Origin of the sequence: Paraburkholderia acidisoli (assembly GCF_009789675.1) — a bacterium.
In the GTDB taxonomy this organism is placed as follows: Bacteria; Pseudomonadota; Gammaproteobacteria; order Burkholderiales; family Burkholderiaceae; genus Paraburkholderia; species Paraburkholderia acidisoli.
The window spans coordinates 3,086,898-3,109,672 of the sequence record NZ_CP046913.1 but is presented as its reverse complement, the minus strand read 5'-3'; the positions used below and the strand labels follow the sequence as shown (position 1 = coordinate 3,109,672).

The following is a 22,775-nucleotide window of genomic DNA, read 5'->3' as shown; positions in this document are numbered from 1 at the left end:
CCGGGGCGATGTTTCGAGGCGACCAGGAAGCCTTATTGTCATGACTTCATCCATCATTTCTTCGCTCACGGCCGCCCAGGTGGCGGTGCTGACGACCTCGCAGTTTTCCCGTATGACGACCGCGGATGTCGCGGCTCTGACGACGGCGGACGTAGCCGGGCTGAGCAGTAGCCAGCTCGGCGCGCTCGCGCCTTCGTCGATCGTCTCGCTGAGCCCGGCCGCCATGGCGATGCTCAGCGCGGATCAGGTGAGCGGGTTATCGACGGCTGAAGTCGGCGCGCTGAAAGCGACGCAGTTGAACGCGTTGAGCGGTTCGGCGCTGCAAAATCTGTCCACCGCCGATGTGGCCGCGCTGGGCACCGCCCAGCTGGCCGGCCTCGGTACGGCGCAGATCAAGAATCTCACCAGCGCGCAGATCCAGGCGCTGGGTACGACCGGTGTCGCCGTGCTGAGCACGGCGCAATTGAACGCGTTGGGGTCGGCGGGCGTCGCCGCGCTGACCACCTCGCAGTTGCAGGCGCTTCGGACCACGCAGATCGCGGGTCTGAAGGCCGTCATGACCAATCTCGGCTCCACGGAGATCCGGGCCTTGTCGACGGCATTCATCGCCGCATTGAATACCGCGCAGGTCTCGGCGCTCGGCACCGCTCAGGTGGCCGCGCTGACGACGGCGCAAGTCCAGGCCATGACGGGCGCGGAACTCAACGCGCTCGGCGCGGCGCAGTTGCAGGTGCTGTCGACCGCCGATATCGCGGCGTTGCGCACCTCGCAGGTCGCGAATCTCGCGACGGCGCAGATCGCGCATCTGACCTCGACGCAAACGCAGGCGCTCGGTACCGCCGACCTGCGCGCCATGAGCGCGACGCAGATGGGCGCGGCCAGTCTGGCCAGCTTCACCACGACGCAGATCTCGGCGCTGCAGACCAACCAGCTTTCCGGGCTGAGCACCGCCCAGCTTTCGAACCTGAGCGGCAGTCAGGCCCAGGTGTTGTCGACCTCGGTGCTGGCCGCGCTGAAGACGGCGCAGGTGGCGTCCTTGAGCACGGCGGCGATCGCCTCGCTCAGCACGACCCAGGCGCAGGCGCTGACGGCGACCGAGCTGAACGCGCTCAGCGTGACGCAGTTGCAGTCCATGAGCACGAGCGACGTGGCGGCGTTGCGCACCACGCAGATCAGCGGTCTGAACACCAGCCAGGTGGCCAATCTCACCTCGACGCAAGTCCAGGCGTTCGGCACCGCCAACATCCAGCAATTGAGCGCCACGCAGCTCGGCGCGCTGGGTACGGCGGCGCTGGCGGGCTTGAGCACCGACGAAATCCAGGCGCTGAAGACGAGCCAGATCACCGGCCTCACCACCGCGCAACTGACGAATCTCACGGCGGCGCAACTGCGCGCCGTGCAGACCGCCGACATCGCGGCGCTGAAGACCGTGCAGGTCTCGGCGCTCGACGTCACCGCACTGAGCACGAACCAGGTGCGCTCGCTGAGCACGTCGAGCCTCAACGCGCTCAGCTCGAACCAGGTGCAGACGCTGTCGACCGACAGCATCGCCGCGTTCAGCACGAAGCAGCTCGTGGGCCTGAACACGGCGCACATCAGCTACCTGAGCTCGGCCCAGGCCGTGGCGCTCGGCAGCTCGGGCGTGCAGGCCCTGAGCACGACGCAGCTGAACGCGCTGAGCGCGGCCACGCTGCAAGGCCTCGGCTCGAACCAGCTCCAGGCGCTCAAGACGAGCCAGATCGCGGGCCTGAACACGGCCACGATCGCCTCGCTGACGACCACCCAGATCCAGTCGCTCTCGACCGCCGAAATCGCCGCCCTGAAGACGGCGCAGATCGGCGCGCTCGGCGACGCGGGCGTGGGCGCGCTGACCACCGACGAAGTGCGCGCGCTGAGCACGGCGAGCCTGAACGCCATGACGTCGACGCAGTTGCAGACGCTCTCGACGGCAGCCATCGCGGCGCTCACCACGAAGCAGCTCGCCGGTCTGAACACCACGCAGATCTCGAACCTCGGCTCGGCGCAAGCCGTGGCGCTCGGCAGCGCCGGCATCCAGAGCCTGAGCGCGGCGCAGATCGGCGCGCTGGGCACGGCCAACATGTCGAACCTGACGACCGACCAGGTTCACGCGCTCAAGACCAACCAGATCGCCGGTTTGAACGCCGCCGAACTGGCCTCGATGGGTTCGGGCCAGTTGCAGGCGCTGACGACGGCCGACGTCGCCGCGCTGAAGACGGCGCAAATCGTCGCGCTGGGCACCGCGGGCATCGCGGCGTTCACGACCACCGAGATCGCGAGCTTCGGCGCCGCCACGCTCAACGCGCTGACGACGGCGCAGTTGCAGACGCTCTCGACCGACGACATCTCGATTCTCTCGACGGCGCAGGTCGCCGGCCTGAGCACGAAGCAGGTCGCCACGCTCACGACCACGCAGATGCAGGCCTTCACGACCACCGACCTCGTGAAGCTGAGCACCGCGCAGATCGTCGCGCTCGGCACGGCGAACGTCGCCGCGCTGACCTCGACGCAGATGCCGACGCTCACGGCCACGCAGCTCAACGCAATGAGCTCGACGCAGGTCGCCGCGCTCGGCACGACGGGTATCTCCGAACTGCTGACCTCGCAGATCGCGTCGCTCAGCACGCGCCAGATCGGCGTGCTGACCACCGACGAAATCCGCGCGTTCGGCACGGCCGGCGCCGGTGCGCTGAGCGCGGCGCAAGTCACGGCGCTCGGCTCGACGGGCACGAGCGCGCTCGGTTCCGACCAGGTGCAGTCGCTCACCACGGCCGCGCTGAAGGGCCTGACGGCGAGCGAAGTGCAGTCGCTGAGCACCGACGACATCGCCGCGCTCGGCACGAACCAGATCGCCGCGCTGGGCACGCGTCAGATTGCCAGCCTGACGACCGATCAGGTGATCGCGCTGGGCGACAACGTGCAGTCGCTGAGCGCGGCGCAGATCGGCGCGCTCGGTTCGAACAACGTTTCGGCGATGACGAGCGGCCAGATCCAGGCGCTCGGCACCGCCCAGATCGCGGGCCTCACGGCCAGCGAAATGGCCGGCCTCACGACCGACCAGATCCAGGCGCTCACCAACACCGACGTTGCCGCGCTCGGCACCATGCAGGTCGCCGCGCTCGGTTCGGCGGGCGTGAACGCGCTCACGAGCGGTCAGATCCAGTCGCTTTCCGTGGCCGGTCTGAACGCGCTGACTTCGGCCCAGGTCACCTACCTGAGCACGGACGACGTCAGCGCGCTGACCACGAGCCAGATCGCCGGCCTGAGCACGACGCAGCTCTCGCAACTGAGCGCCGACCAGATCGCCGCGCTCGGCGCCAACGTGAGCGCGCTGGGCACGGCGCAGATCGCGGGCATGGGCTCGAACGGCATTTCCGCGCTGACCACGGACCAGATCCAGACGCTCGGCACGGCGCAGATCGCGAGCCTCACGGCCAGCGAAGTGTCCGGTCTCACGACCGATCAGGTCGCCGCGCTCTCGAACGCCGACATCGCCGCGCTGAAGACCGCCCAGGTGGTCGCGCTGGGTTCGAGCGGCGTGGCCGCGCTCAGCTCGGGCCAGGTCCAGTCGTTGAGCACGGCCGCGCTCAACGCGCTGACCTCGACGCAGCTCTCGTACCTCAGCTCGGGCGACGTGGTCGCGCTGACCACGACGCAGATCGCAGGCCTCAGCACCACGCAACTGGCCAACCTGGGCTCGAACCAGATCCAGGCGCTGAGCAGCGGCCAGCTGCAGGCGCTGAAGACCGCGCAGATCGTCGCGCTCGGCTCGAACGGCGTGGGCGCGCTGACCTCGACCCAGGTCGCGGGCTTGACGACCAACGCGCTGAACGCGATGACGTCGACCCAGTTGCAGTCGCTGTCGACCGGCGATATCGCCGCGCTCAGCACGACCCAGCTGCAAGGCCTCAAGAACACGCAGCTCGCCACGCTGACCTCGGATCAGGTGCAGGCGCTCGGCACGACCGGCATCGCCGCGCTGAGCACCGCGCAGATCACCGCGCTCGGTTCGAACGGCGTGTCGTCGCTCACGACCGACCAGATCGCCTCGCTCGGCACGGCGCAGCTCGCCGGGCTGAGTTCGTCGGAACTGGCTAATCTGCAGGCGCCGCAAGTGCAGGCCTTCACCACGGATCAGCTCCGTGCGCTGCGCACCGCGCAGATCGTCGCGCTGGGTTCGAACGGCATTGGCGCGCTCAGCTCGTCGCAGGTGCAGGCGCTGACCACGACCGAGATCGGCGCACTCTCGTCGAGCCAGCTGCAAACGCTCACGACCGACGAGATCGGCGCCATGAGCCTGCCGCAACTGGCGGCGCTGCGCCCGTCGCAGGTCGCCTCGCTCGGCTCCGGCCAGGTGCAGTCGCTCAGCTCCACGCAGCTGAACTCGCTGAGCACGGCGCAGGTTCGCGCGATCAGCTCCTCGGCGATCGGCGCCCTGAGCTCGACGCAGATCGCCTCGCTCACGACCACCGAACTGGCGGCGCTCAGCTCGAATCAGGTGCTGGCGCTCAACACCAGCGACGTCGCCGCCCTGACGTCGCAGCAGGTGTCGGCGATCAACACCTCGGGACTGACCTCTGCGCAGATCCAGGCGTTGAACCTTTAAGTTAAGCTACGCTCTCACGAGCCGGCCCATGGCATCATGGGCCGGCCGCCGCTGTGCGCCGGCTGGCTTCATCTGGCCCGCGTTTCATCGCGCCCCCGTTATCGCACCTCGTTTCATCGCACCCTTTCGCCGCTTCTTCCGCAGCCGCCATCGTCCGCAGCATCATGAACCAGCCGATCGTCCCCATCGAAACCGAATACGCAAGCAGGGTCCAGGCCGCGTGGCGAGGCACCTTGTCGCTCACCGACCTGATCGATTACGGCAGTCGTCTGACGAGTGCCGGGCTGCACGAACTTTCGGTGGTGCTGTATCAGACGTGGATCGACCACAACACGACAGCGTTCAATCACTTCGTCCTGTTCAATCTCGGCACGTCGTTCGACCGCATGGGCCGGCTCGAAGACGCGCGGCGCGCGTACCGCAGCGCGGTGGACCTCGCGCCCGCGTTCGTGCAACCGCACTTCAACCTCGGTCTCGTGTACGAGCGGCTGAAGCAGCCGCAGTCGGCGCTGGCGGAGTGGCAGTGGGTGGCGAACACGGTGTCGCCGAACGACACGGAAAACGCTTCGTACCGGCTCATGGCGATGAACAATCTCGCGCGCCTGTTCGAGAACGAGCGCCAGTACGGCGACGCGCTCGAATGGCTGCGCAAGAGCCTGGAAGTCGATCCGAACCAGACCGACGTGCTGCATCACTGGGTGTTCCTGCGCGCGAAGATGTGCGAGTGGCCGGTCTATGCCGTGCCGCCGGGCGTCGACCCCGCGTTGATGTACCAGTCCACCTCGGCGCTGGCAATGATCTCGCAGTCCGACGACCCCGAGGCGCAACTGATCGCCGCGCGGCATTACGTCGACAACAAGGTCAACCTGACTCTGCCCGCGCTTTCGGAGCGGCGCGGCTATGGGCACGAGAAGCTGCGCATCGGCTATCTGTCGTCCGACTTCAGCCTGCATCCGGTTTCCATGCTGATGGTGCAGCTGTTCGAATTGCACGATCGCGAGCAGTTCGAAGTCTTCGGCTATTGCTGGTCGCCCGAAGACGGCTCGGCGCTGCGCCAGCGCGTAGTCCAGTCGATGGACCACTACCGGCGCATCGACCAGATGAGCGACGCCGAGGTGGCGCGCCTGATCCGCGAGCAGGAAATCGACATTCTGGTGGATCTGCAAGGCCAGACCTTCGGCGCGCGCCCCGACATTCTCTCGGCGCGCCCGGCGCCCGTGCAGATCACCTATCTCGGTCTGCCGGCCACCACGGGCTTTCCGTTTATCGACTACGTGATCGCCGACGAATACCTGATTCCGCCGAAGTACGCGCAGTACTACTCGGAAAAGCCGCTCTACATGCCGGACATCTACCAGGTGAGCGACCGCAAGCGCACGCTGGCGGAAGCGCCGTCGCGCGAGAGTCTGGGCCTGCCGCAAGACGGCGTGGTGTTCTGCTCGTTCAACAACAACTACAAGTTCACGCCGGACATGTTCGACGTCTGGATGAAGGTGCTCAAGCGCGTGCCGGGCAGCGTGCTGTGGCTGCTTTCGGATAACCGCTGGGCCGAGGCGAACCTGCGCAAGGAAGCGCAGGCGCGCGGCGTGGACGGCAGCCGTCTCGTGTTCGCGACGCGTACGTGGCCGGAAATGTTCCTCACGCGCCTGAGCATGGCCGATCTGTTCCTCGACTCGTTCCCGTTCAACGCGGGCACCACGGCCAACGACGCGCTGTGGGCCGGCCTGCCGCTCGTGACCTGCTCGGGCCGCTCGTTCGCGGCGCGCATGGCGGGCGCGCTGCTGACCGCGGCGGGCCTGAGCGAACTCATCACCACCAATCTGCAGGATTACGAAGAGAAGGCCGTCGCGCTGGCGCTCACGCCCGGCGAACTGCCGCGCCTGCGCGCCTCGCTTGCGCAGACGAAGGAAAGCGGCGCGTTGTTCGATACGCCGCGTTTCGCGCGCAATCTCGAGGAGCGCTTCAAGGAACTGGTGCGCGGCCTCGGCTGAGGCCAGCGGTGGGAGGGCCGGAACGGCGGCCTTCCGGCCCGGCGGTGCGACTCAGCGCGCGGATGAAACCGCGGTCCGGCGCGTGGCGGTGCGCGCGCACGAACGCCGCTACGCCTGGCCTTGCCGGGCCCGCTCGATCAGCGTGCCGCGCAGCGCCACGAAGCGCTCGACATACTCCTTGAACCCCGTGCTCAGCGCCGACTGTTTCAGCGCGTCCAGCGTCGGCATTTCGTCGCGAAAGCGGCCGTTCAGCAAACCGTTGTCCGCCACCAGTTGCATCGGGTTGTAGTTGCGGATCTTCCAGTTTTGCGATTCCAGACACAACAGCAGCGAGACCATGCGCTCGATCGCGAAGATCTTGGCCGGCGTGGGCGGCACGTATTGCGTGGGCGCGTTCAGCCGTTGCGCGAGATCGCCGCGGCCCGACTCCGCGCACTGGAAGATCACTTCGCAAAGCTGGAACCAGCGTTGCCAGAAGCGCGGCTTCGCGACGAAGTAATTGCAGAATACCGTTTGCGCGGAACTCATCAGCAGGCCGTGCGTGAGCAGGGTTTCGTTCACGCCGGGCACCGCGAGCGCGACCGCCTCGCCCACCGTGCGCATGATGCCGGGATGCCAGAACTCCGCCTGTTCGAACACGTTCTTGAAGAACGCCGCGTTGCTGAAGTACGGCGAGAACGTGACGACGTCCACGTCGTCGGGCGTGGCGTCGAGGAACGCGTTGACCTGCGCGGCGGTGAGCCCGGTCTTCTGACCGAATTTCGGCGACAGAAAACCGTAGCGCGTGTCGGGCGCGAGCGGCTGGTTCAGCAGAAAGCGGCGGATCGGCCCGTACTCGTACCAGTCGGGGCGCTGCCCGGTGTTGTCGAGCGCGATGAAGCCGGCGTCGAGCAGCGCCTGCGTTTCCGGCGAATAGAAGATCTGATGGACCGCGTGCTTCATGCTGTGACGTTTGAGTGAGGGGCGCTCAGGGGCGCTCGGGTGCGCTCAGGCGACGCGCAGCAAACCGTTCGCGCGCAGATACGCCACGACGCCGTCGGCGGCGTCTTCCGGCGTGAGCCGTGTCGTGTCGATGCGCAGTTCGGGGCTCTCGGGCGTGTCGTAGGGCGAGTCGATGCCGGTGAGGTTCTTCAGCTCGCCGCGCCGCGCCTTCTTGTAGAGGCCTTTGGGATCGCGCGCCTCGGCGACCGCGAGCGGCGTATCCACGAAAATTTCGACGAACTCGCCCGCCTCGAACAGACGGCGCGCGGCTTCGCGTTCGGCGCGAAACGGCGAGATGAAGGCCACGATCGCGATCAAACCCGCATCGACCATCAGCCGCGCCACTTCGCCCGCGCGGCGGATGTTCTCCGAGCGGTCGGCGGCGCTGAAACCGAGGTCCTTGCACAGGCCGTGACGCACGTTGTCGCCGTCGAGCAGATAGGTGTGGCGGCCCATCGCGTGGAGCTTCTGCTCGACGAGATTGGCGATGGTCGATTTCCCCGCGCCCGACAAGCCCGTGAGCCAGAGCGCGGCGGGCCGCTGCGCCTTGAGCTTTGCACGGGCGAGCTTGTCGATCTCGACGCTTTGCCAGTGCACGTTGGGCGTGAGGTTCGGCGCGAGCGCGCTCGTTGCCTCGCCGAAAGGCGCCTCGCCAAAGGGCGCCTCGCCATAGGGCGCCTCGCCGAAGGGCGTCCCGTCGATGGCGTAGCGTTGCGTGGAAAGCTGTTCCATGATGCCCGCCGCGATTAGTCCTTGTATTTGTTCAGATAGCGCTCGTAGCCTTCGCGCCAGGCGTCCGGCCCGAACGCGCCGACGCTTTCGTGAACCACGCTCATCGGCCAGGTGCCCATGCGCAGATTCTTGAGTTCGGCCTGACGGCAGAAGTCCATGTCGTAGAAGTGGAACTTGAACTGCTCGTCGAAGCGCAGATTGCGTTTTACGAGCGTCTCGCTGTCGGCGATCAGCAGCAGGCCGTCCAGCAGCTTGCAGGCCTGCCCGGAAGGGCCGAACCGGCGCACGTTATTGCTCGGGAAGCCCTTGCCGTGGCCCACGCTGCCGCTCAGATATCGCACGTCGTCCCACTCCAGCTGGCTCGAGGCGAAACACCAGGCAGGCTGGCGCGGCAGACGGCGGCGATTGCCGGCAATGCCCACTATGTCGAAATGGGCGAGCGATTCGCGAATGCGCTCGTCCCAGAAGTTGTCGGTGAGCCAGACGTCGTCGTGAACGAACACGAGAATCGCGGGATGCGCTTTGGCGTGGTCGATCGCCTCGTTGTAGATGCTGGAGAGGCCGCGCGTGTTCTCGTCGAAGAGTTGCACTTGCAGGCTCGGGTGGTCCTGGTAGAGCATCAGCGAGCGGCCCAGCGCGGTTTCCTTGAAGAACCCTGCGCGGCTGCTGCGCGTGCCGCAAACGAACCGAACGGGCTTCATACCGGCGGGAAGGCGGCTGGTGTTGGTCGGCAGCGTCGGTTCTGCTGCTTGTCCTGCGCTGGCTGCGCTTGCCGAATCCGTCGCGCTTGCCGAATCTGCCGGATTGTCGATGGGCGCTTCCAGCGCCACGTCCTGTGCGAGCACTTCGAAATGCTCGGGCGCGAGCCCGTCGCACCAGCGCTTCCACATGATACGAAACGCGCGCGCCGCCGCGCGCGAGATCGTGCCCGCGTCGATCAGCACCGACTGGCGGCAGTATTCGCGCAACTCCTGGCGCACGACCGCGAGCGCTTCCGGGTCGGCGGCGAGCGCCGCGCACTTGTGCACGAAATCGTCCTTGTCCTGCGCCACGAACGCCGCGTCGAGCCCGAGATGCGTGAGCCAGCCCGTGCTGCTGCGGCTCGCCATCGAATCGCCGGGCAGCGTCATGGTGGGCACGCCCATCCACAGCGCCTGCATGGTCGTGGTCGAATTGCCGAACGGGAACGTGTCGAGGCAGACGTCGATCAGGTTGTGCTGCTGCAAATAGGTCGTGACGTTCGCGCGGCCGAGGAAGCTGACACGGCTCGCTTCGATCCCTTCCGCCGCGAACATTTCGATCAGCCGGACCATCTGATCCTTCGCGGAAACCGCGCCGATCAGCATGCGCGAGTTCGGCACTTCGCGCAGCACGCGCGCCCACAGCGCCACGACTTCCTTGCCGATCTTGACGATGCGGCTGAAGCTGCCGAAGGTGATGTAGCCGTTCTTGAGCGCGGGCAGTTCGTTCACGTCCGGCGACTTCGGATGCGGCTTGAACGGCGCGAGCGCCGGCAGGAACGCGAGCGTTTCCGAGAAACGGCTTTCGAACGGGTCGAGCGGCGTGACGAAGCGATCCGACAGGTAATAGTCGACGGCGTCGAGGCCCGTCGTGGCGGGATTGCCGATCCAGCTCACCTGAACCGGCGCGGCGCGCTGCGCGAAGACCACAAGGCGATTGCGGCCGGTGTGGCCGGAAAGGTCGACGAGAATGTCGATGCCGTCGTCGCGAATCTTCTGCGCCACGAGTTCGTTAGACATCCCGAAGATTTCGGTCCACGTCGTCGCATGCTGACGAATCTGCGTGGTGAAGCCGTCGGTGACCACGTAGTTCGAATAGATGTGCAACGACAGGCTCGGGTCTTGCACCAGTTGCTCGAGCACCGAAAGGAAAAAGTACGCGACCGGGTGATTGATCAGATCGCCCGAAACGAAGCCCACTTTCAGGCGCCGCGACGGGTTGCGATCGTTGGCGAACCGGGGCGTGCGGCCGGCCAGCGGCGCTTCGTGACGCGCCGCAAACTCGCGGAATTCCGCGAATGCTTCGGCCGCGCTGAAGTTCGGCTTGTGCATCACGTAAAACAGCAGGTTGCTGTGCATCGACGAGCTCATCGGCGACATCTCGAGCGCGCGGCGGAACGTGGCTTCGGCTTCCTCGAACAATCCGTGGCGGCCCATTGCGGTGGCGAGCGTGTCGTACTCGATCGCGGTCGGCTTCAGTTCGGTGGCGCGACGCAGATGCGCGAAACCTTCGTCGGGCGAGCCCATTTCCAGCAGCGCGGAACCCAGATTGCGATGCAGCGCGGCGCTTTCGGGAAAGCGCTCGAGCGCTTCGAGGCAATGCGCCTTGGCCCGTTGATATTGACGCGTGAGGATGAGACGGTCGGACAACTGCGTTTGAGCGGGCAGGTGATTGGGCAGCAAACGGGCGGCGTGTTCGCCGGTGTCGACGGCGTCCCGATAATTGCCCGTGGCTTGCTGGATCAGTCCGAGATCGAGCCAGCATTCGCCGTGCGCGGGGTTCTGCTCCGTGAGGTGGAGGGCGAGCTTGAGCGCCGCGTCGAGCTTGCCGGCGCTCACGAGCTGATGGAGCTGGCGCTGTTCCTGCGGGCTGGCGCGGCGCGGGTCGAGACTCACGGGCGGCGCGGCATCGGCCATGTCGGCAGTGGCGGCGGTATCCGCGGTCTCGGCCACATCGGCGGCACTGGCGACGGCTTCGGCGCTGCTGATTGCGTCGTTCTCGCGGGTCGCCGGCTCGGTTGCCGCGGCGGCTGCCGGTTCCGAAGCCGCTTCCAACGCCGCTTCGGCAGGTTCGTCCTCACCGTCGATGCGCGCGAGCAGCGTGCGCACCGCGTCGTCGGGCAAACCGTGTTGCCGGGCGATTTCCAGCGCGGCGCGCGCCGCGTCGGGCTGGCCGCTCGCGACGAGCGCGTTGATGTAATAGATCCAGATCTGCCCGTTTTGCGGCAGTTGGCCAAGCACGATCTCGAAGTGCGGCACCGCCTCGGCGTGCTGTTCCAGCTGAAGGTGAAGCACGCCAAGGTGATAGTGGGCATCCACGTGCTCGCCATCGGCGCCGATCACCTGAGCGTAGAGCGCCGCGGCTTCGGCGTATTCCTGCTTGCGGTGATGCGCGATCGCGACCTGCATCACGCGGTCGATGTCGTGTTTCCCGATCGCATCGGCGGCGAGCGCGGCGGGGTCGGTCAACGTGGGAAAAGCGGTCATGACGAAGGCGCGCGTCGGCGTCCAGATGCGGGAATTGTGAGAATTATGATGGCGAGGCGAGGGTGCCCATGCGCCGAGGTGCGGGCAAAAAGTCCGCCAATTTGATGGGTTCGGCCAGGCGGCGACTGCCCGCTACGGGCCGGATTGCGCGGCAAGAAGCGCCGGACGGCAGGCCGCGGCGCGGCCCGGCGCGCAGAAAGCAAAAAGCCCGCGTGACGCGGGCTTGGCGGGTTTGGGTGTGACATGCGCCCTGGTGGACGCAAAAATGCGGCGCAAAAACGTGCCACAACAGCGCGCCACAACAACGCGCCACAACAACGTGCCACAACAGCGCGCCACAACAGCGTGGCGGCCGGCTCAGAACTGCGCGATACGCTGGTACTGGCTGACGTTGCGGGTTGCGCGCATGCTGGCCTCGTACTCCACGCCGAGCGTCGTCTGGGCGTTTTGCGCGACTTTGGCGATGTGCGCGTCAATCGCCAGAATCTCGCGAATCTGCGCGAGCACGGCGGGCGGCTGCTGCGCGCCGAGCGCCATCAGGAGCGGCGAGCGCTCGTCGGCGATCTGCGCGGCGCGTTCCCATTCGCCCACGGCGGCCGCCTGCTCGATGGCCTTCGTGAGTTGCCAGATGTGTTCCATGCGGGTCGATGCGTTCATGGCTCGCGCCCCTGTTCCTTAACTCGCGTCAGCTCTTGTTGGTGGCCAGCGCGCCCGCGCTGCTGGTGCCGCCGAAGAGCTGCGTCAGATACTGCTGGTTGTTGTTCATCGTCGCCATCAGCGTGTTGAGCGCCGTGAACTGCGCCGTGTACATGCTGGTGAGTTGGCTCTGATAGTCCGTGAGGTTGGTCTGCTGCGTCGTGAGATTCGTCAGATCCGTATTGAGCGCGTTCGTGCGCGTCGCGATCGCGCCCGAGCTGGACAGATAGCTCGTGATGTTCGTGTTCAACTGCGCGGCCACGCCGTTGGTCGAGCTGAACAGCGTGGCGACCGTGGACTGGTTGTTCTGCAGCGCGTTGTTGAGCGTCGTGCTGTCCACCGAAAGCGTGCCGTCGGCGCCCAGCGTAATGCCGATCGCGGCCAGGCTGGTGGTCGTGTTGCCGTTCTTCACGCCGGTCGCCACGATCGTCGACAACTGGTTCTGGATCATGTTCAACGTCGAGTCGCCGAGCAGCACGCCCTGCGACGACGAGGTCGAGCTGAACGACGTGAGCGTGCCCACTGTCGTGACGAGCGTGTTGTACAGCGTGACGAAGCTGTTGATCGCGTTCGACTGCGAGCTGGTGTCCTGGGCGACCGTCACGGTTTGCGGCGCGGTGCCGGTCGTGTCGACGGCCGCGGCCGTGAGGTTCAGCGTCACGCCCGACAAGGCCGAGGTCACGGTGTTGGTCGCGCTGGTCACGCCCGTGCCGTCGATCGTGAAGTAGGCGTCCTGCGCCGGCGTGGATTGCGTCCAGTACGTCGTGTTGTCGATCGACGACTGGTTGGCCGTGAGCTGCGCGGAGGTCGCGCTCGCGTTGCCGGTGAGCGACGTACCCGAGCTCGTTGTCACGGCGAGGTTGTTGAGCGCGTCGCCCGTGTTCGCGTCGGCGATGCCCACGGAGATGCCGTTCGTGGAACCCGTGGTGGTGTCGTGCAGCACGAGGTGGGCGCCGTCCGCGCCGTTCACCACGGTGGCCGTGACGCCGGGGTTGTTGCTCGCACCGTTGATGGCGGCCGCAATGCCGGAGACCGTGCTGTTCGAGCTGTTCAGCGAGATCGTCGTGCTGGCGCCGTTGACGGTGAGCGTCATGGTCGCCGAGCCGCTCGCGAGCGCGGTGTTCGCGTCATAGCCCTTCGACGTGAGCACCTGAGCCTTGGCGATCTGCGCGACATCGACCGAATACGTGCCGGCCACCGCGCCGCTGGCTGCCGTGGCGGTGATGCCCGTGCCGCTGGTGGTGGCCGTGAAGGCGTTGACGGTCGTGCCGTTGGACAGGGAGGTGAGACCTGCCTGAAGCGCCGAAAGCGCTGCCGAGAGCGTTCCGTACGCGGAAATCTGGGTGTTGTCGGTCGACTGCGACGCCGAAATGGTCGCGGCCTGACCGGCGATCTTCGCATTCACAAGCGCGGAAACGAGCGAGCTCACGTCCATCGACGAGTTGCCGGTCGAGCCGCTGATGATCGACTGGGCGGCTTCCTGCAGAGCGGCATTCGATGACGCGGTAGTGGCCGCGACGGTGCTCGCGATCGTGCTGGCTGTCGAATTTACGGTGGACATGGACAGGCTCCGTGCTTGGGCGATGTCGTATGAATCGGTTCAGATCGGGAAAATGCCAATCGGGAGGCGAGCCTCCCGATTGGTGTGCGTCGCGAGCATCGGATTATGCAACGGTGCGCGCGACGCTGGCTACAGACCCTGTTACTGCAGGAGCTTGAGGATCTGTTGCGGCTGCGAGTTCGCTTGCGCCAGAACCGAGATACCGGCTTGCTGGAGCACTTGCGCCTTCGACAGGTTAGCCGTTTCTTGCGCGAAGTCGGCGTCCTGGATCGACGATTGTGCCGTCGAGAGGTCGGTCGACTGAGCCTGCTGCGTGGTGCCGATTGCCGTGAAACGGTTCTGTGCCGCGCCGAGCGTGGCTTGCAGGTTGTTCAGCGTGTTCAGCGCGTTGTCGATCGATTCCATCGCCATGCTGGCGCCGCTTGCGCTGCTGATGTCGATGTTGGCAACCGTCGAAACCGAGTTCAGCGAGTCGATCGTCGAGCCGACCGAATCTTCCGTCGTCGAGCTGTAGCCGACGTCCGAGCTGGCGTTTGCCATCGTCGTGTCGAGCATGCTGGCGAAGTTCGAACCCAGGCTGGCTGCGTCGCTGGCAACAACCGTTGCGTCGCCGTTCGAGTCTGCCGTGATCGTGACGCCCGAGAAGCTCGTGAGGTCAGCTGCCTTCAGTGCCTGGTTGTTCTGGTCGGTGAGCGAGTAGCCGCCGCTGCCGTCCGAGATCACGTTGATCGTCGTGATCGCGACTGCACCGCCGCCGCCGCCTGCCGTGTCGGCGTCCGAGCTGAGCGCGCCGGTCGAGTCGAGCGACAGGTTCGTGAACGAACCGAGCGTGTTGCCGGCTTGGGGCACGCCCGAACCGATCGTGGCTGCCGACATGTTTTGCGACAGGTTCAGCGTGATCGTCTGACCGACGTTCGCGCCAACCTGGAACGACACCGAACCGAGCGAACCGTTCAGCACGTTCATGCCGTTGTACGTGGTTTGCGAAGCGATACGGTTGATTTCCGAAACTTGCTGCGAGACTTCTTGCTGAAGCGCTGCGCGGTCGTCGTCGGTCATGCTGCCGTTGCTGGCTTGCGTTGCCAGTTCACGGATACGTTGCAGGCTGCTGGTCAGCGAGGACAGGCCGCTCGATGCGGTTTGCACCATCGACACGCCGTCGTTCGAGTTCGACACGCCTTGATCCAGACCGTTGATCTGGGTCTGCATGATGTTCGAGATCGCGAGACCTGCTGCATCGTCGGCTGCGCTGTTGATGCGCTTACCCGACGACAGACGCGTAATGGCTTGCGACAGTGCGCTGCCCGAGCTGGTCAGATTTTGCTGTGCAACCAGCGAGTTGATGTTGCTGTTAATTCCGAGCATGGAAATTTCTCCTAGTCGGGCATTAGCCCGTTACAAGCCACAATAACTTCGGCGGGAAGCCTTGGTTCATTGCTGGCCGCCTCAGTTAAGGTTGACGGCGGGGGTGCAAAAAACTTGAGGGAGAAGCGCAAACAATCGAGACCTCTTTTGCAATGCGCATAAAAATCGATTGCGCATCGCGGGCTTCCTGCCGTGTTACTGCGCACTTTTTCCCTCTTGCAAGTGGGTTTACGGCAAGTGCGCCGCCTGGTTTAGTGCAATTTCCACGATCGCTGCAGCAGTAGGCGAGGCGGCGTATCCTCGTTGGTTCGCTCTCGCCCCACTTTGGAGTCATCATGGAACAACGCAGGATCGGCACTTCCGCCTTGCAGGTCGCCCCGCTCATGTTCGGCGGCAACGTCTTCGGCTGGACCGCGGACGAAGCCACTTCGTTCTCGATCCTCGACGCCTTCACCGACGCCGGCCTCAATTTCATCGATACAGCCGACGTCTATTCGGCGTGGGTGCCCGGCAACGAGGGCGGCGAGTCGGAGACGATCATCGGCAAATGGCTCGCGAAGAGCGGCAAGCGCGACAAGGTGGTGATCGCAACGAAGGTCGCGAAAGATGCGCGGCGGCGCGGGCTGTCGGCGGCGAACATCACGGCTGCCGTGGAAGATTCGCTGCGCCGCCTCCAAACCGATCACATCGACGTCTATTTCTCGCACGAAGACGACGCGAGCGTGCCGTTCGAGGAAACGCTGGGCGCGTATCAGAAGCTGATCGAAGCGGGCAAGGTGCGCGTGATTGGCGCGTCTAACTACACGGGCGCGCGGATCGAAGCGGCGCTGGCCGTTGCGAAGCAGAGCGGGCTGCCCGCGTATCAGATCATCCAGCCGGAATACAACCTGTATGACCGCGCCCAGTACGAGGCGGATATCGAACCGGTGGCGCTCGCGCAGAAGCTCGCGGTCGTGCCCTATTACAGCCTTGCGAGCGGCTTTCTATCGGGCAAATACCGTTCGCGCGAGGACTTGAGCAAGAGCGCGCGGGGTTCGCGCGTGGAGAAGTATCTCGATCATCGCGGCATACGGATTCTCGCGGCGCTCGACTACGTGGCCGAGCGTCACGGCAGCACGCTCGCGGCGGTCGCGCTCGCGTGGCTGATCGCGCGGCCGAGCATTACCGCGCCGATCGCGAGCGCGACCTCGCTCGACCAGCTCGAAAGCCTCGCGGCCGCCGTGCGCCTGAAGCTCGATCCCGCCGATGTTCAGGCCCTCAACGACGCCAGCGCCTGATTCGGCCGTACCTCGCTGAGTTCGCGGAGCGGCCGGGCCGCGGAGCGCGCATGCGCGTTTCGTGGCGCGCAGCGGGGTTGGGAGCGCAACTGCTTCGGTCTGCTATGCACCCGGCGCGCACCCGCCGCGCAAGTCATTGACGGGCATCGAAAAACCCCTGGTCGGGCAAATCGTTTCCTGATATCATTGAGAGTGAATTGAGATCTTTGCCTGTTTTGTTGCCGTGTTCGTTACTGTTGGCGGCCGCAAACCGGCGGTCAGGCGTGGTTGCTGCAAGGTAAGCCTGGTCGCGTTCCGCTGTGGACCCCCTACTTCTCTTTTCCGGCCTCCGTGGCCGCCTTGCCTCTCGTTACGCCCCCAATGCGGCGAACGACCGGAGGGCCGGTGCGTGAGCGAATTAACGCTCGCGCCATTGAAACGTAAATTGAATCAGGTAATACATGACGACGATTCTTCTGAAGGAAAACGAGCCGTTCGAAGTGGCTATCCGCCGCTTCCGCCGCGCAATCGAAAAGAACGGCCTGATCGCCGAACTGCGTGAGCGCCAATCGTACGAAAAGCCGACGGCTGTTCGTAAGCGCAAGAAGGCAGCGGCTGTGAAGCGCCTGCACAAGCGCCTGCGCAGCCAGATGCTGCCGAAGAAGCTCCACTAAGAGCGCTTCGCCAAGGTTCCGCCAAACGGCGGCGCATGCTTCGAAAGAAGCTGCGCCGCCGTTTGTGTTTTGGGGCTCGCTCGCTTCGAGGCGGGTGCTCGCGGGTGTACACGGGGTGGTTTCGCCGATGCTTCCCGCGCATTTTGGCCGTTATGCCGCTTGAATAGATCGCCGAAACCGAGGCGAATCGGCGATGAATCGGCACAAGAATCGCGCGCGTAATGGCACACGCGCCACATGCACCACACGCACCGCGCGAGTCCCGCGCAGCGTTACGCGCCTCGTGTTTTGCGAGGATGCTTGCCGAGCTTCGCGCATGCGGCGCGGCACATGCAGTCGCGCTCGTGGTCGTTGACCATGCCCACGGCCTGCATGAACGCGTAGCAGATGGTTGTGCCGACGAACTTGCAGCCATACTTCTTGAGCGCCTTGCTGAGCGCGTCCGAAATTTCCGTCGACGCCGGCGCGTCGCGATACGAAGCGAGATCGCTCTGCAAGGGCGTGTCGTTCACGAACGACCACACGAAATTCGCGAGCGAGCCATGTTCCGCCTGGATTTGCTGCACCACGCGCGCGTTGACGATGGCCGATTCGATCTTGGCGCGATTGCGCACGATGGACGCGTCCTCCACCAGCTTTTCGACATGCTTCGGCGTGAAGCGCGCGACCTTGTCGATCTCGAAACCGGCGAACGCGCGCCGGTAGCCCTCGCGCTTGTTGAGAATGGTGGACCACGATAGACCGGCCTGCGCGCCCTCGAGCACGAGCATTTCGAACAGGTGCTGGTCGTCGCGCGACGGCACGCCCCACTCGGTGTCGTGGTAATGCGCGAGCGCTTCGGTCGTCGCCCAGTTGCAGCGGTGTGTCACGATGAATTCTCCTTGCGAGCCGTCGATGAGGCCCCGCAAGAATAGCGGATCGCGCCCGCGCCGCCACCCTGGCCATCCGGCTAATTGTGCGAACGCCGGCGAGCCGTTAGTCTCTGCGGCACGACACGATTTTCGGCTTCTCTTTCGGCGCGCGAGGCGCGGCAAACATCATGCAGACATACTCCTGGTTGGTGGGCGTGGACGGCGGCGGCACCGGCACGCGCGTCGCGCTCGGCGACGTGAATGGCGTCGAACTGGCGCGCGCCACGGCGGGGCCGTCGGGGCTCGGCCTCGGCATCGAGCGCGCGTGGCAGTCGATCGAGGCCGGCTGTCGCGCGGCGTTCGCCGAAGCGGGCGTACCGTTCGACTGGTCGCAATGCGTGCTCGGCTGCGGCCTCGCGGGCGTGAACAATCCCGCCTGGCTGGAGCCGTTTCTCGCCGCCGCGCCCGGCGTGGCCGGCCTCGCAGTGGAAAGCGACGTCTACACCTCGCTGCTGGGCGCGCACGGCGGCGCGCCGGGCGTGGTGGTCGCGCTCGGCACGGGCAGCGTCGCGGCGGCGCTCTCGGCAACCGGTGAATGCCGCATCGCGGGCGGTTTCGGCTTTCCCTCGGGCGACGAAGCGAGCGGCGCGTGGTTCGGCCTGCGCGCGATCGTGTGGGCGCAGCAGGCGCTGGACGGCCGCGTGACAATGGACGCATTCGCGCAGGCACTGCTCGCGCACGTGGGTGCGCACGATCGCGAGAGCCTGATCGTCTGGCAATGCGCGGCGAACCAGACGGGCTACGCGAGTCTGGCGCCCGTTGTGCTGGCGCATCGCGAGCATCCGTTCGTCGCGAAGCTGCTCGCCGAGGCCGGTTTCGCCATCGGCCAGTTCATCGAGGCGCTGGATCCGCTCGCCACGTTGCCGGTCGCGCTCGCGGGCGGCCTTGGCCAGCCCCTGCGCGAATGGATTCCGCAGGCGCAGCGCGAGCGGTTGCGGGCGCCGCTCGCCGACTCCACGAGCGGCGCGCTACGGCTCGCGCAGCAGGAAGCGGCGCGGCTGGGCGGTTGAGAAGGCGCAAGCTGCGCGAGTGCCGCGCATGGCGCAGGTGATCCTCACTCGCTCGCGCGCCGCGGCGCGATTCCGTTCAAGCTGCGTCAAGGGCAGCACAGGCGCGTCGATGCTAGGATGACTGGTTTCTCGCCAGCCGCTAAAGAGTCCCATGTATAAGGTCATTGCAACCGATCTCGACGGAACGCTGCTCAACAGCGACCATCAGGTCGATCCGTTCACGGTTGCCACGCTCAACGCGCTCGAAGCGCGCGGTTTGCCCTTCATCATCGCCACGGGCCGCCATTATTGCGACGTGGCCGGCATTCGCGACGTGCTCGGCATTCGCCCCTATCTGATTACCGCGAACGGCGCGCGCGTGCACGCGCCCGACGACACGCAGATCCACGCGAGCAATCTGGCCGCGCCCGTGGTCGAGCGGCTCGTCGCGCCCGAAACGGTCGGCGAGCATGGCCGCGTGATCGTGAGCATCTACACCGACGACGCCTGGCTCATCGACCGTCATGCGCCCGAATTGCTCGCCTATCACCAGGATTCGGGCTTTCAGTACCGCGTCGTGACGTTGCGCGACTATGCCGATGCGGGCATCGCGAAGGCGCTGTATATCGGTGATCCGGCCGACCTCGCATTCGTCGCGAAGAATCTCGCGCGCGAGTTCGGCGACGCGCTCTACGTTACCTATTCCCTGCCCGACTGCCTCGAAGTCATGGTGGCCGGCGTCTCGAAGGGGCGCGCGCTGCGTGTCGTGCTCGAGCGCCTGGGTCTCGCAGCGTCGGATTGCGTGGCATTCGGCGACAACATGAACGACATCGACCTGCTCGAAACGGCGGGCTTTCCGTTCATGATGAACAACGCCAATCCCGATCTCATCAAGCGGCTGCCCTCGGTGCCGCGCATCGGCAACAACTTCGAGGCGGGCGTCGCGCACCATCTGCGCAAGCTGTTTTCGCTCGACGACGAACTGGCTTCTTGAGCGTGAGCTGAGCGCTTCGCGCGCTCGTCGCGTGCTTGCCGTGGTGCCTGCCGGGTGCCTCGCGGGCAGTCATGGAACGTCGGTTGCCGCGCGCATGCGCCTGAAATTCAACCTCAAGCGCGAGGCGCACCGCGCGCACCGGTCGCGCAACCCGTCACTGGGTGGCAGGCAGCTGTGCGCACGGGCAATCGTCGGCGCGGCCGTCGAGTCCTTCGCGCTCGTGCGCGAAACGCGCGACCGGCGTCTCGCCGCTCCAGTCGATGCGCACGACGTAGACGCTGTCGAAATCGGCGCTCTCCCAGCGCGGCACGTCGGCCGCGTTGCCGCCGTGCGCGGCGACAAGACGCCGCACGAAGCGCTCGATCTCGCGATGCTCCCACGCGATCAGCACCGCCCGCCCGCGCCATTTTTTATCGACGAGCGTGCTTTCGAGCGAGTCGATCTGTGATTGACCGTAAGGCGTTTCGACCGGCATGCCGAACTGAATGGCGGTGGGCTCGACCGTGGCCAGCGGTCGCACGTAATAGTACGCGTGGCCGTTGTCCTTCTTCTGCTCGCCCGGGTCGGGCGCGTAGATCGCCGCCGGTTTGCCGTACTTCGCGGCGATCACGGCCGGCAGCGCGAGCGCGCGATTGAGGCCCTTGCAGTTGAGCTGACCGAGTCCTTCGGGCGGTTTTTCACCGTGCCGTACGAACACCAGCGTTTCGACGTCGCGCGATGGCGGCGCGGCGACCTGCCCGGCGGAAGTCGCACGGGTAGTGATCTTGGCATTGGCGTCGGCATCGGCGGCCTGCGCGGGCATCGCGCCGAAGCCGGCGACGAGCGCGCCCACGCAGAACGCAAGCGTCAGCAGCGCGCGAGCGGGAGAAGTCGGCGAAAGTCGTGAGCGCATGATCGTTGCCGATGAGAAGGAGCGGGAAAAAAGACAGGGATGCGCCGCCGGGCGCCACTGCGCGAGGCGGATCGATCGATTCTAGCAGCGCGTGCGCGAGCGCCCGGGATGGGCGGACAAGGTGGCGAACGGTGCGCGACGCGAGGCCAAACGCGATTGCGGAAACTAGACAAGAGCGCGGAAACCCCACGCGATCGTCAAAAATAAAATGCCATCGCCATCGCCATCGCCATCGCCATCGCCATCGCCATCGCCATCGCCATCGCCATCGCCATCGCCAAAACGAAACGGGCGCCGAAGCGCCCGCTTTGCCGATTCATCGAATCGCCATGATCCTGCAAGAATCGCTGTGCCTCACCTCGAACCGCAGCGGCCTCGTGGAAACCGCATCGCGTTTAATAACAGACGCGAATCGCGCGGCCGCGAGGTCAACGCGAGGCCAGCGATCACGCCGTTTCGCGCACCGTCACGGCGGCGACGGCTTCGCGGCGCCCCGCCACCGCCGGGTACACGATGCCCGCGATCACGGCGCCCAGGATCGGTGCGAGCCAGAACAGCCACAGTTGCGAGATGGCTTCGCCGCCCACGAACAGCGCCGGGCCGGTCGAGCGAGCCGGGTTGACCGAGGTGTTGGTGACGGGAATCGAGATCAGGTGGATGAGCGCAAGGCACAGGCCGATCGCGATGGGCGCGAAGCCCGCGGGCGCGCGCTTGTCGGTGGCGCCGAGGATCACGAACAGGAAGAACGCGGTCATGACGACTTCGCACACGAACGCCGCGCCCAGTGAATAGTGGCCCGGCGACTGCTCGCCGTAGCCGTTGGTGGCGAAGCCGCTCGCGACCAGATCGAAGCCCGGCTTGCCCGTGGCGATGAGCGAGAGCACGAACGCGCCGAGAACGGCGCCCACGACCTGGGCCACGATGTACGGCGCGAGGTCGCGCGCCGGAAAACGGCCGGCCACGGTCAGGCCGACGCTCACCGCCGGATTCAGATGGCAGCCCGAAATATGGCCGATGGCGAACGCCATGGTGAGCACGGTCAGGCCGAACGCGAGCGACACGCCCACGAAACCAATGCCGAGACCGTGAACCGGGCCCGCGAAATTCGCCGCGAGCACGGCGCTACCGCAGCCGCCCAGGACGAGCCAGAATGTGCCGAAGCATTCGGCCGCGAGTCGTTTGGATAAATGCATTGCAGACACCTCGAAAAGTCCATTTGAAGGCGCCGCGTAAAGCACGGGCACCAGAAATGCCAGATTCTAGGCAGTCGCGAAATGCAGTGCTGTCAAGGATTGTCAATTCCGGCGTAATAGCACGCATTATTGCGATGACACGTAGGCCGAATTCGACTGTGCGCAATCCATCGTTAATTGTTGAAATAGCGCTATAAAACAGTATTAATAGCGATTGCGAATTTCGTTATTTACGTCTAATCTCCGATCGAACCGGTTTTCACGGACATGGGAGGGGGAAACAATGTCGCAGTATTCAGAACTCAAGGCGCAAATCGCACGTCTCCAGGCGCAAGCCGACGAGGCGCGGCGCACGGAAATTTCCGATGTGATCGCCATGATCAAGGAGAAAATCGCCGAATACGGGCTCTCGGCCCAGGATCTCGGTTTTGCCGAAGCGGCGCGCCGTGGGCGTCCGCCGAAGAAGGCGCCGCTGCCGCCGCGGTATCAGGATCCGAAAACGGGCGCGACGTGGAGCGGGCGCGGCAAGCCGCCCAAGTGGATCGTGGGCAAGAATCGCGAGCGCTACGAGATCGCCTGATCCGGCATGCCGCGGCGAGCTAAAAGTCCGCCGGGCCGCATTGAAGCGTTAGCAGATATCAGTAAAAAGAGCCGCATGAAACCATGCGGCTCTTTTTTACCCCTTCGGA

General features: G+C 65.6%; 16 protein-coding genes and 1 pseudogene. 7 read left to right on the top strand and 10 right to left on the bottom strand.

Annotated elements, in window-relative coordinates; genetic code table 11:
* The first annotated feature begins 40 nt into the window (after positions 1 to 40).
* Positions 41 to 4,624, top strand: coding sequence for a beta strand repeat-containing protein (locus FAZ98_RS13790; RefSeq protein WP_158951713.1), 4,584 nt, complete (start codon positions 41 to 43; stop codon positions 4,622 to 4,624).
* A gap of 164 nt (positions 4,625 to 4,788) precedes the next feature.
* The gene (locus FAZ98_RS13785; protein WP_158951712.1) at positions 4,789 to 6,615 is read left to right on the top strand and encodes an O-linked N-acetylglucosamine transferase, SPINDLY family protein; all 1,827 of its coding nucleotides are present in this window, start codon (positions 4,789 to 4,791) and stop codon (positions 6,613 to 6,615) included.
* 108 nt (positions 6,616 to 6,723) lie between these two features.
* On the opposite strand, the gene FAZ98_RS13780 is transcribed toward FAZ98_RS13785, so the two are convergent.
* The 6 genes and pseudogenes from FAZ98_RS13780 to FAZ98_RS13755 form a co-directional block, all read right to left on the bottom strand.
* Positions 6,724 to 7,557, bottom strand: a complete 834-nt coding sequence (locus FAZ98_RS13780) for a hypothetical protein (RefSeq protein ID WP_158951711.1) — start codon at positions 7,555 to 7,557, stop codon at positions 6,724 to 6,726.
* Between the two features lie 45 nt (positions 7,558 to 7,602).
* A pseudogene (cysC, locus tag FAZ98_RS13775) lies at positions 7,603 to 8,196 on the bottom strand (adenylyl-sulfate kinase); the annotation flags it as partial.
* Positions 8,197 to 8,342: 146 nt separating this feature from the next.
* Positions 8,343 to 11,555, bottom strand: a complete 3,213-nt coding sequence (locus FAZ98_RS13770) for an O-linked N-acetylglucosamine transferase family protein (protein WP_158951709.1) — start codon at positions 11,553 to 11,555, stop codon at positions 8,343 to 8,345.
* A gap of 357 nt (positions 11,556 to 11,912) precedes the next feature.
* Complete coding sequence (locus tag FAZ98_RS13765) at positions 11,913 to 12,212, bottom strand: flagellar protein FliT (RefSeq protein WP_158951708.1); 300 nt, start codon at positions 12,210 to 12,212, stop codon at positions 11,913 to 11,915.
* Positions 12,213 to 12,240: 28 nt separating this feature from the next.
* The gene (gene fliD, locus FAZ98_RS13760) at positions 12,241 to 13,812 is read right to left on the bottom strand and encodes a flagellar filament capping protein FliD (protein ID WP_158951707.1); all 1,572 of its coding nucleotides are present in this window, start codon (positions 13,810 to 13,812) and stop codon (positions 12,241 to 12,243) included.
* Positions 13,813 to 13,953: 141 nt separating this feature from the next.
* Positions 13,954 to 15,177 carry a flagellin gene (locus tag FAZ98_RS13755; RefSeq protein ID WP_158951706.1) on the bottom strand — a complete coding sequence of 408 codons (1,224 nt, stop codon included), beginning with the start codon at positions 15,175 to 15,177 and terminating at the stop codon, positions 13,954 to 13,956.
* 335 nt (positions 15,178 to 15,512) lie between these two features.
* Here FAZ98_RS13755 and FAZ98_RS13750 point away from each other — a divergent pair, with 335 nt between their 5' ends.
* Together FAZ98_RS13750 and rpsU are read left to right on the top strand one after the other, a co-directional pair.
* Positions 15,513 to 16,454 (top strand): aldo/keto reductase, encoded by a 942-nt coding sequence (locus tag FAZ98_RS13750; protein WP_158951705.1) that lies wholly within the window; start codon positions 15,513 to 15,515, stop codon positions 16,452 to 16,454.
* 440 nt (positions 16,455 to 16,894) lie between these two features.
* Positions 16,895 to 17,107, top strand: coding sequence for a 30S ribosomal protein S21 (gene rpsU, locus FAZ98_RS13745; protein WP_006401410.1), 213 nt, complete (start codon positions 16,895 to 16,897; stop codon positions 17,105 to 17,107).
* A gap of 272 nt (positions 17,108 to 17,379) precedes the next feature.
* Here the strand turns inward: rpsU and FAZ98_RS13740 are convergent, their stop codons facing one another.
* Entirely contained in the window at positions 17,380 to 17,976 is a 597-nt protein-coding gene (locus FAZ98_RS13740) for a DNA-3-methyladenine glycosylase I (protein WP_158951704.1), read from the bottom strand.
* Positions 17,977 to 18,146: 170 nt separating this feature from the next.
* Here FAZ98_RS13740 and FAZ98_RS13735 point away from each other — a divergent pair, with 170 nt between their 5' ends.
* Positions 18,147 to 19,028, top strand: coding sequence for a BadF/BadG/BcrA/BcrD ATPase family protein (locus tag FAZ98_RS13735; protein ID WP_158951703.1), 882 nt, complete (start codon positions 18,147 to 18,149; stop codon positions 19,026 to 19,028).
* A 151-nt stretch (positions 19,029 to 19,179) separates the two neighbouring features.
* On the top strand, positions 19,180 to 20,001 hold the full coding sequence (locus FAZ98_RS13730) for a Cof-type HAD-IIB family hydrolase (protein WP_158951702.1): 822 nt from the start codon (positions 19,180 to 19,182) through the stop codon (positions 19,999 to 20,001).
* 154 nt (positions 20,002 to 20,155) lie between these two features.
* On the opposite strand, the gene FAZ98_RS13725 is transcribed toward FAZ98_RS13730, so the two are convergent.
* The 3 genes from FAZ98_RS13725 to aqpZ all read right to left on the bottom strand — a co-directional run bounded on the left by FAZ98_RS13725 (position 20,156) and on the right by aqpZ (position 22,086).
* Positions 20,156 to 20,893 (bottom strand): histidine phosphatase family protein, encoded by a 738-nt coding sequence (locus FAZ98_RS13725; RefSeq protein WP_233272622.1) that lies wholly within the window; start codon positions 20,891 to 20,893, stop codon positions 20,156 to 20,158.
* Between the two features lie 197 nt (positions 20,894 to 21,090).
* Positions 21,091 to 21,213: a hypothetical protein gene (locus tag FAZ98_RS35940; protein ID WP_267904829.1), complete on the bottom strand. Its 123-nt coding sequence runs from the start codon at positions 21,211 to 21,213 to the stop codon at positions 21,091 to 21,093.
* 126 nt (positions 21,214 to 21,339) lie between these two features.
* The gene (gene aqpZ / locus FAZ98_RS13720; protein WP_158951701.1) at positions 21,340 to 22,086 is read right to left on the bottom strand and encodes an aquaporin Z; all 747 of its coding nucleotides are present in this window, start codon (positions 22,084 to 22,086) and stop codon (positions 21,340 to 21,342) included.
* A 283-nt stretch (positions 22,087 to 22,369) separates the two neighbouring features.
* On the opposite strand from aqpZ, the gene FAZ98_RS13715 reads away from it, so the two are divergent.
* Positions 22,370 to 22,666 carry an H-NS histone family protein gene (locus FAZ98_RS13715; RefSeq protein ID WP_158951700.1) on the top strand — a complete coding sequence of 99 codons (297 nt, stop codon included), beginning with the start codon at positions 22,370 to 22,372 and terminating at the stop codon, positions 22,664 to 22,666.
* Positions 22,667 to 22,775: the final 109 nt, after the last annotated feature.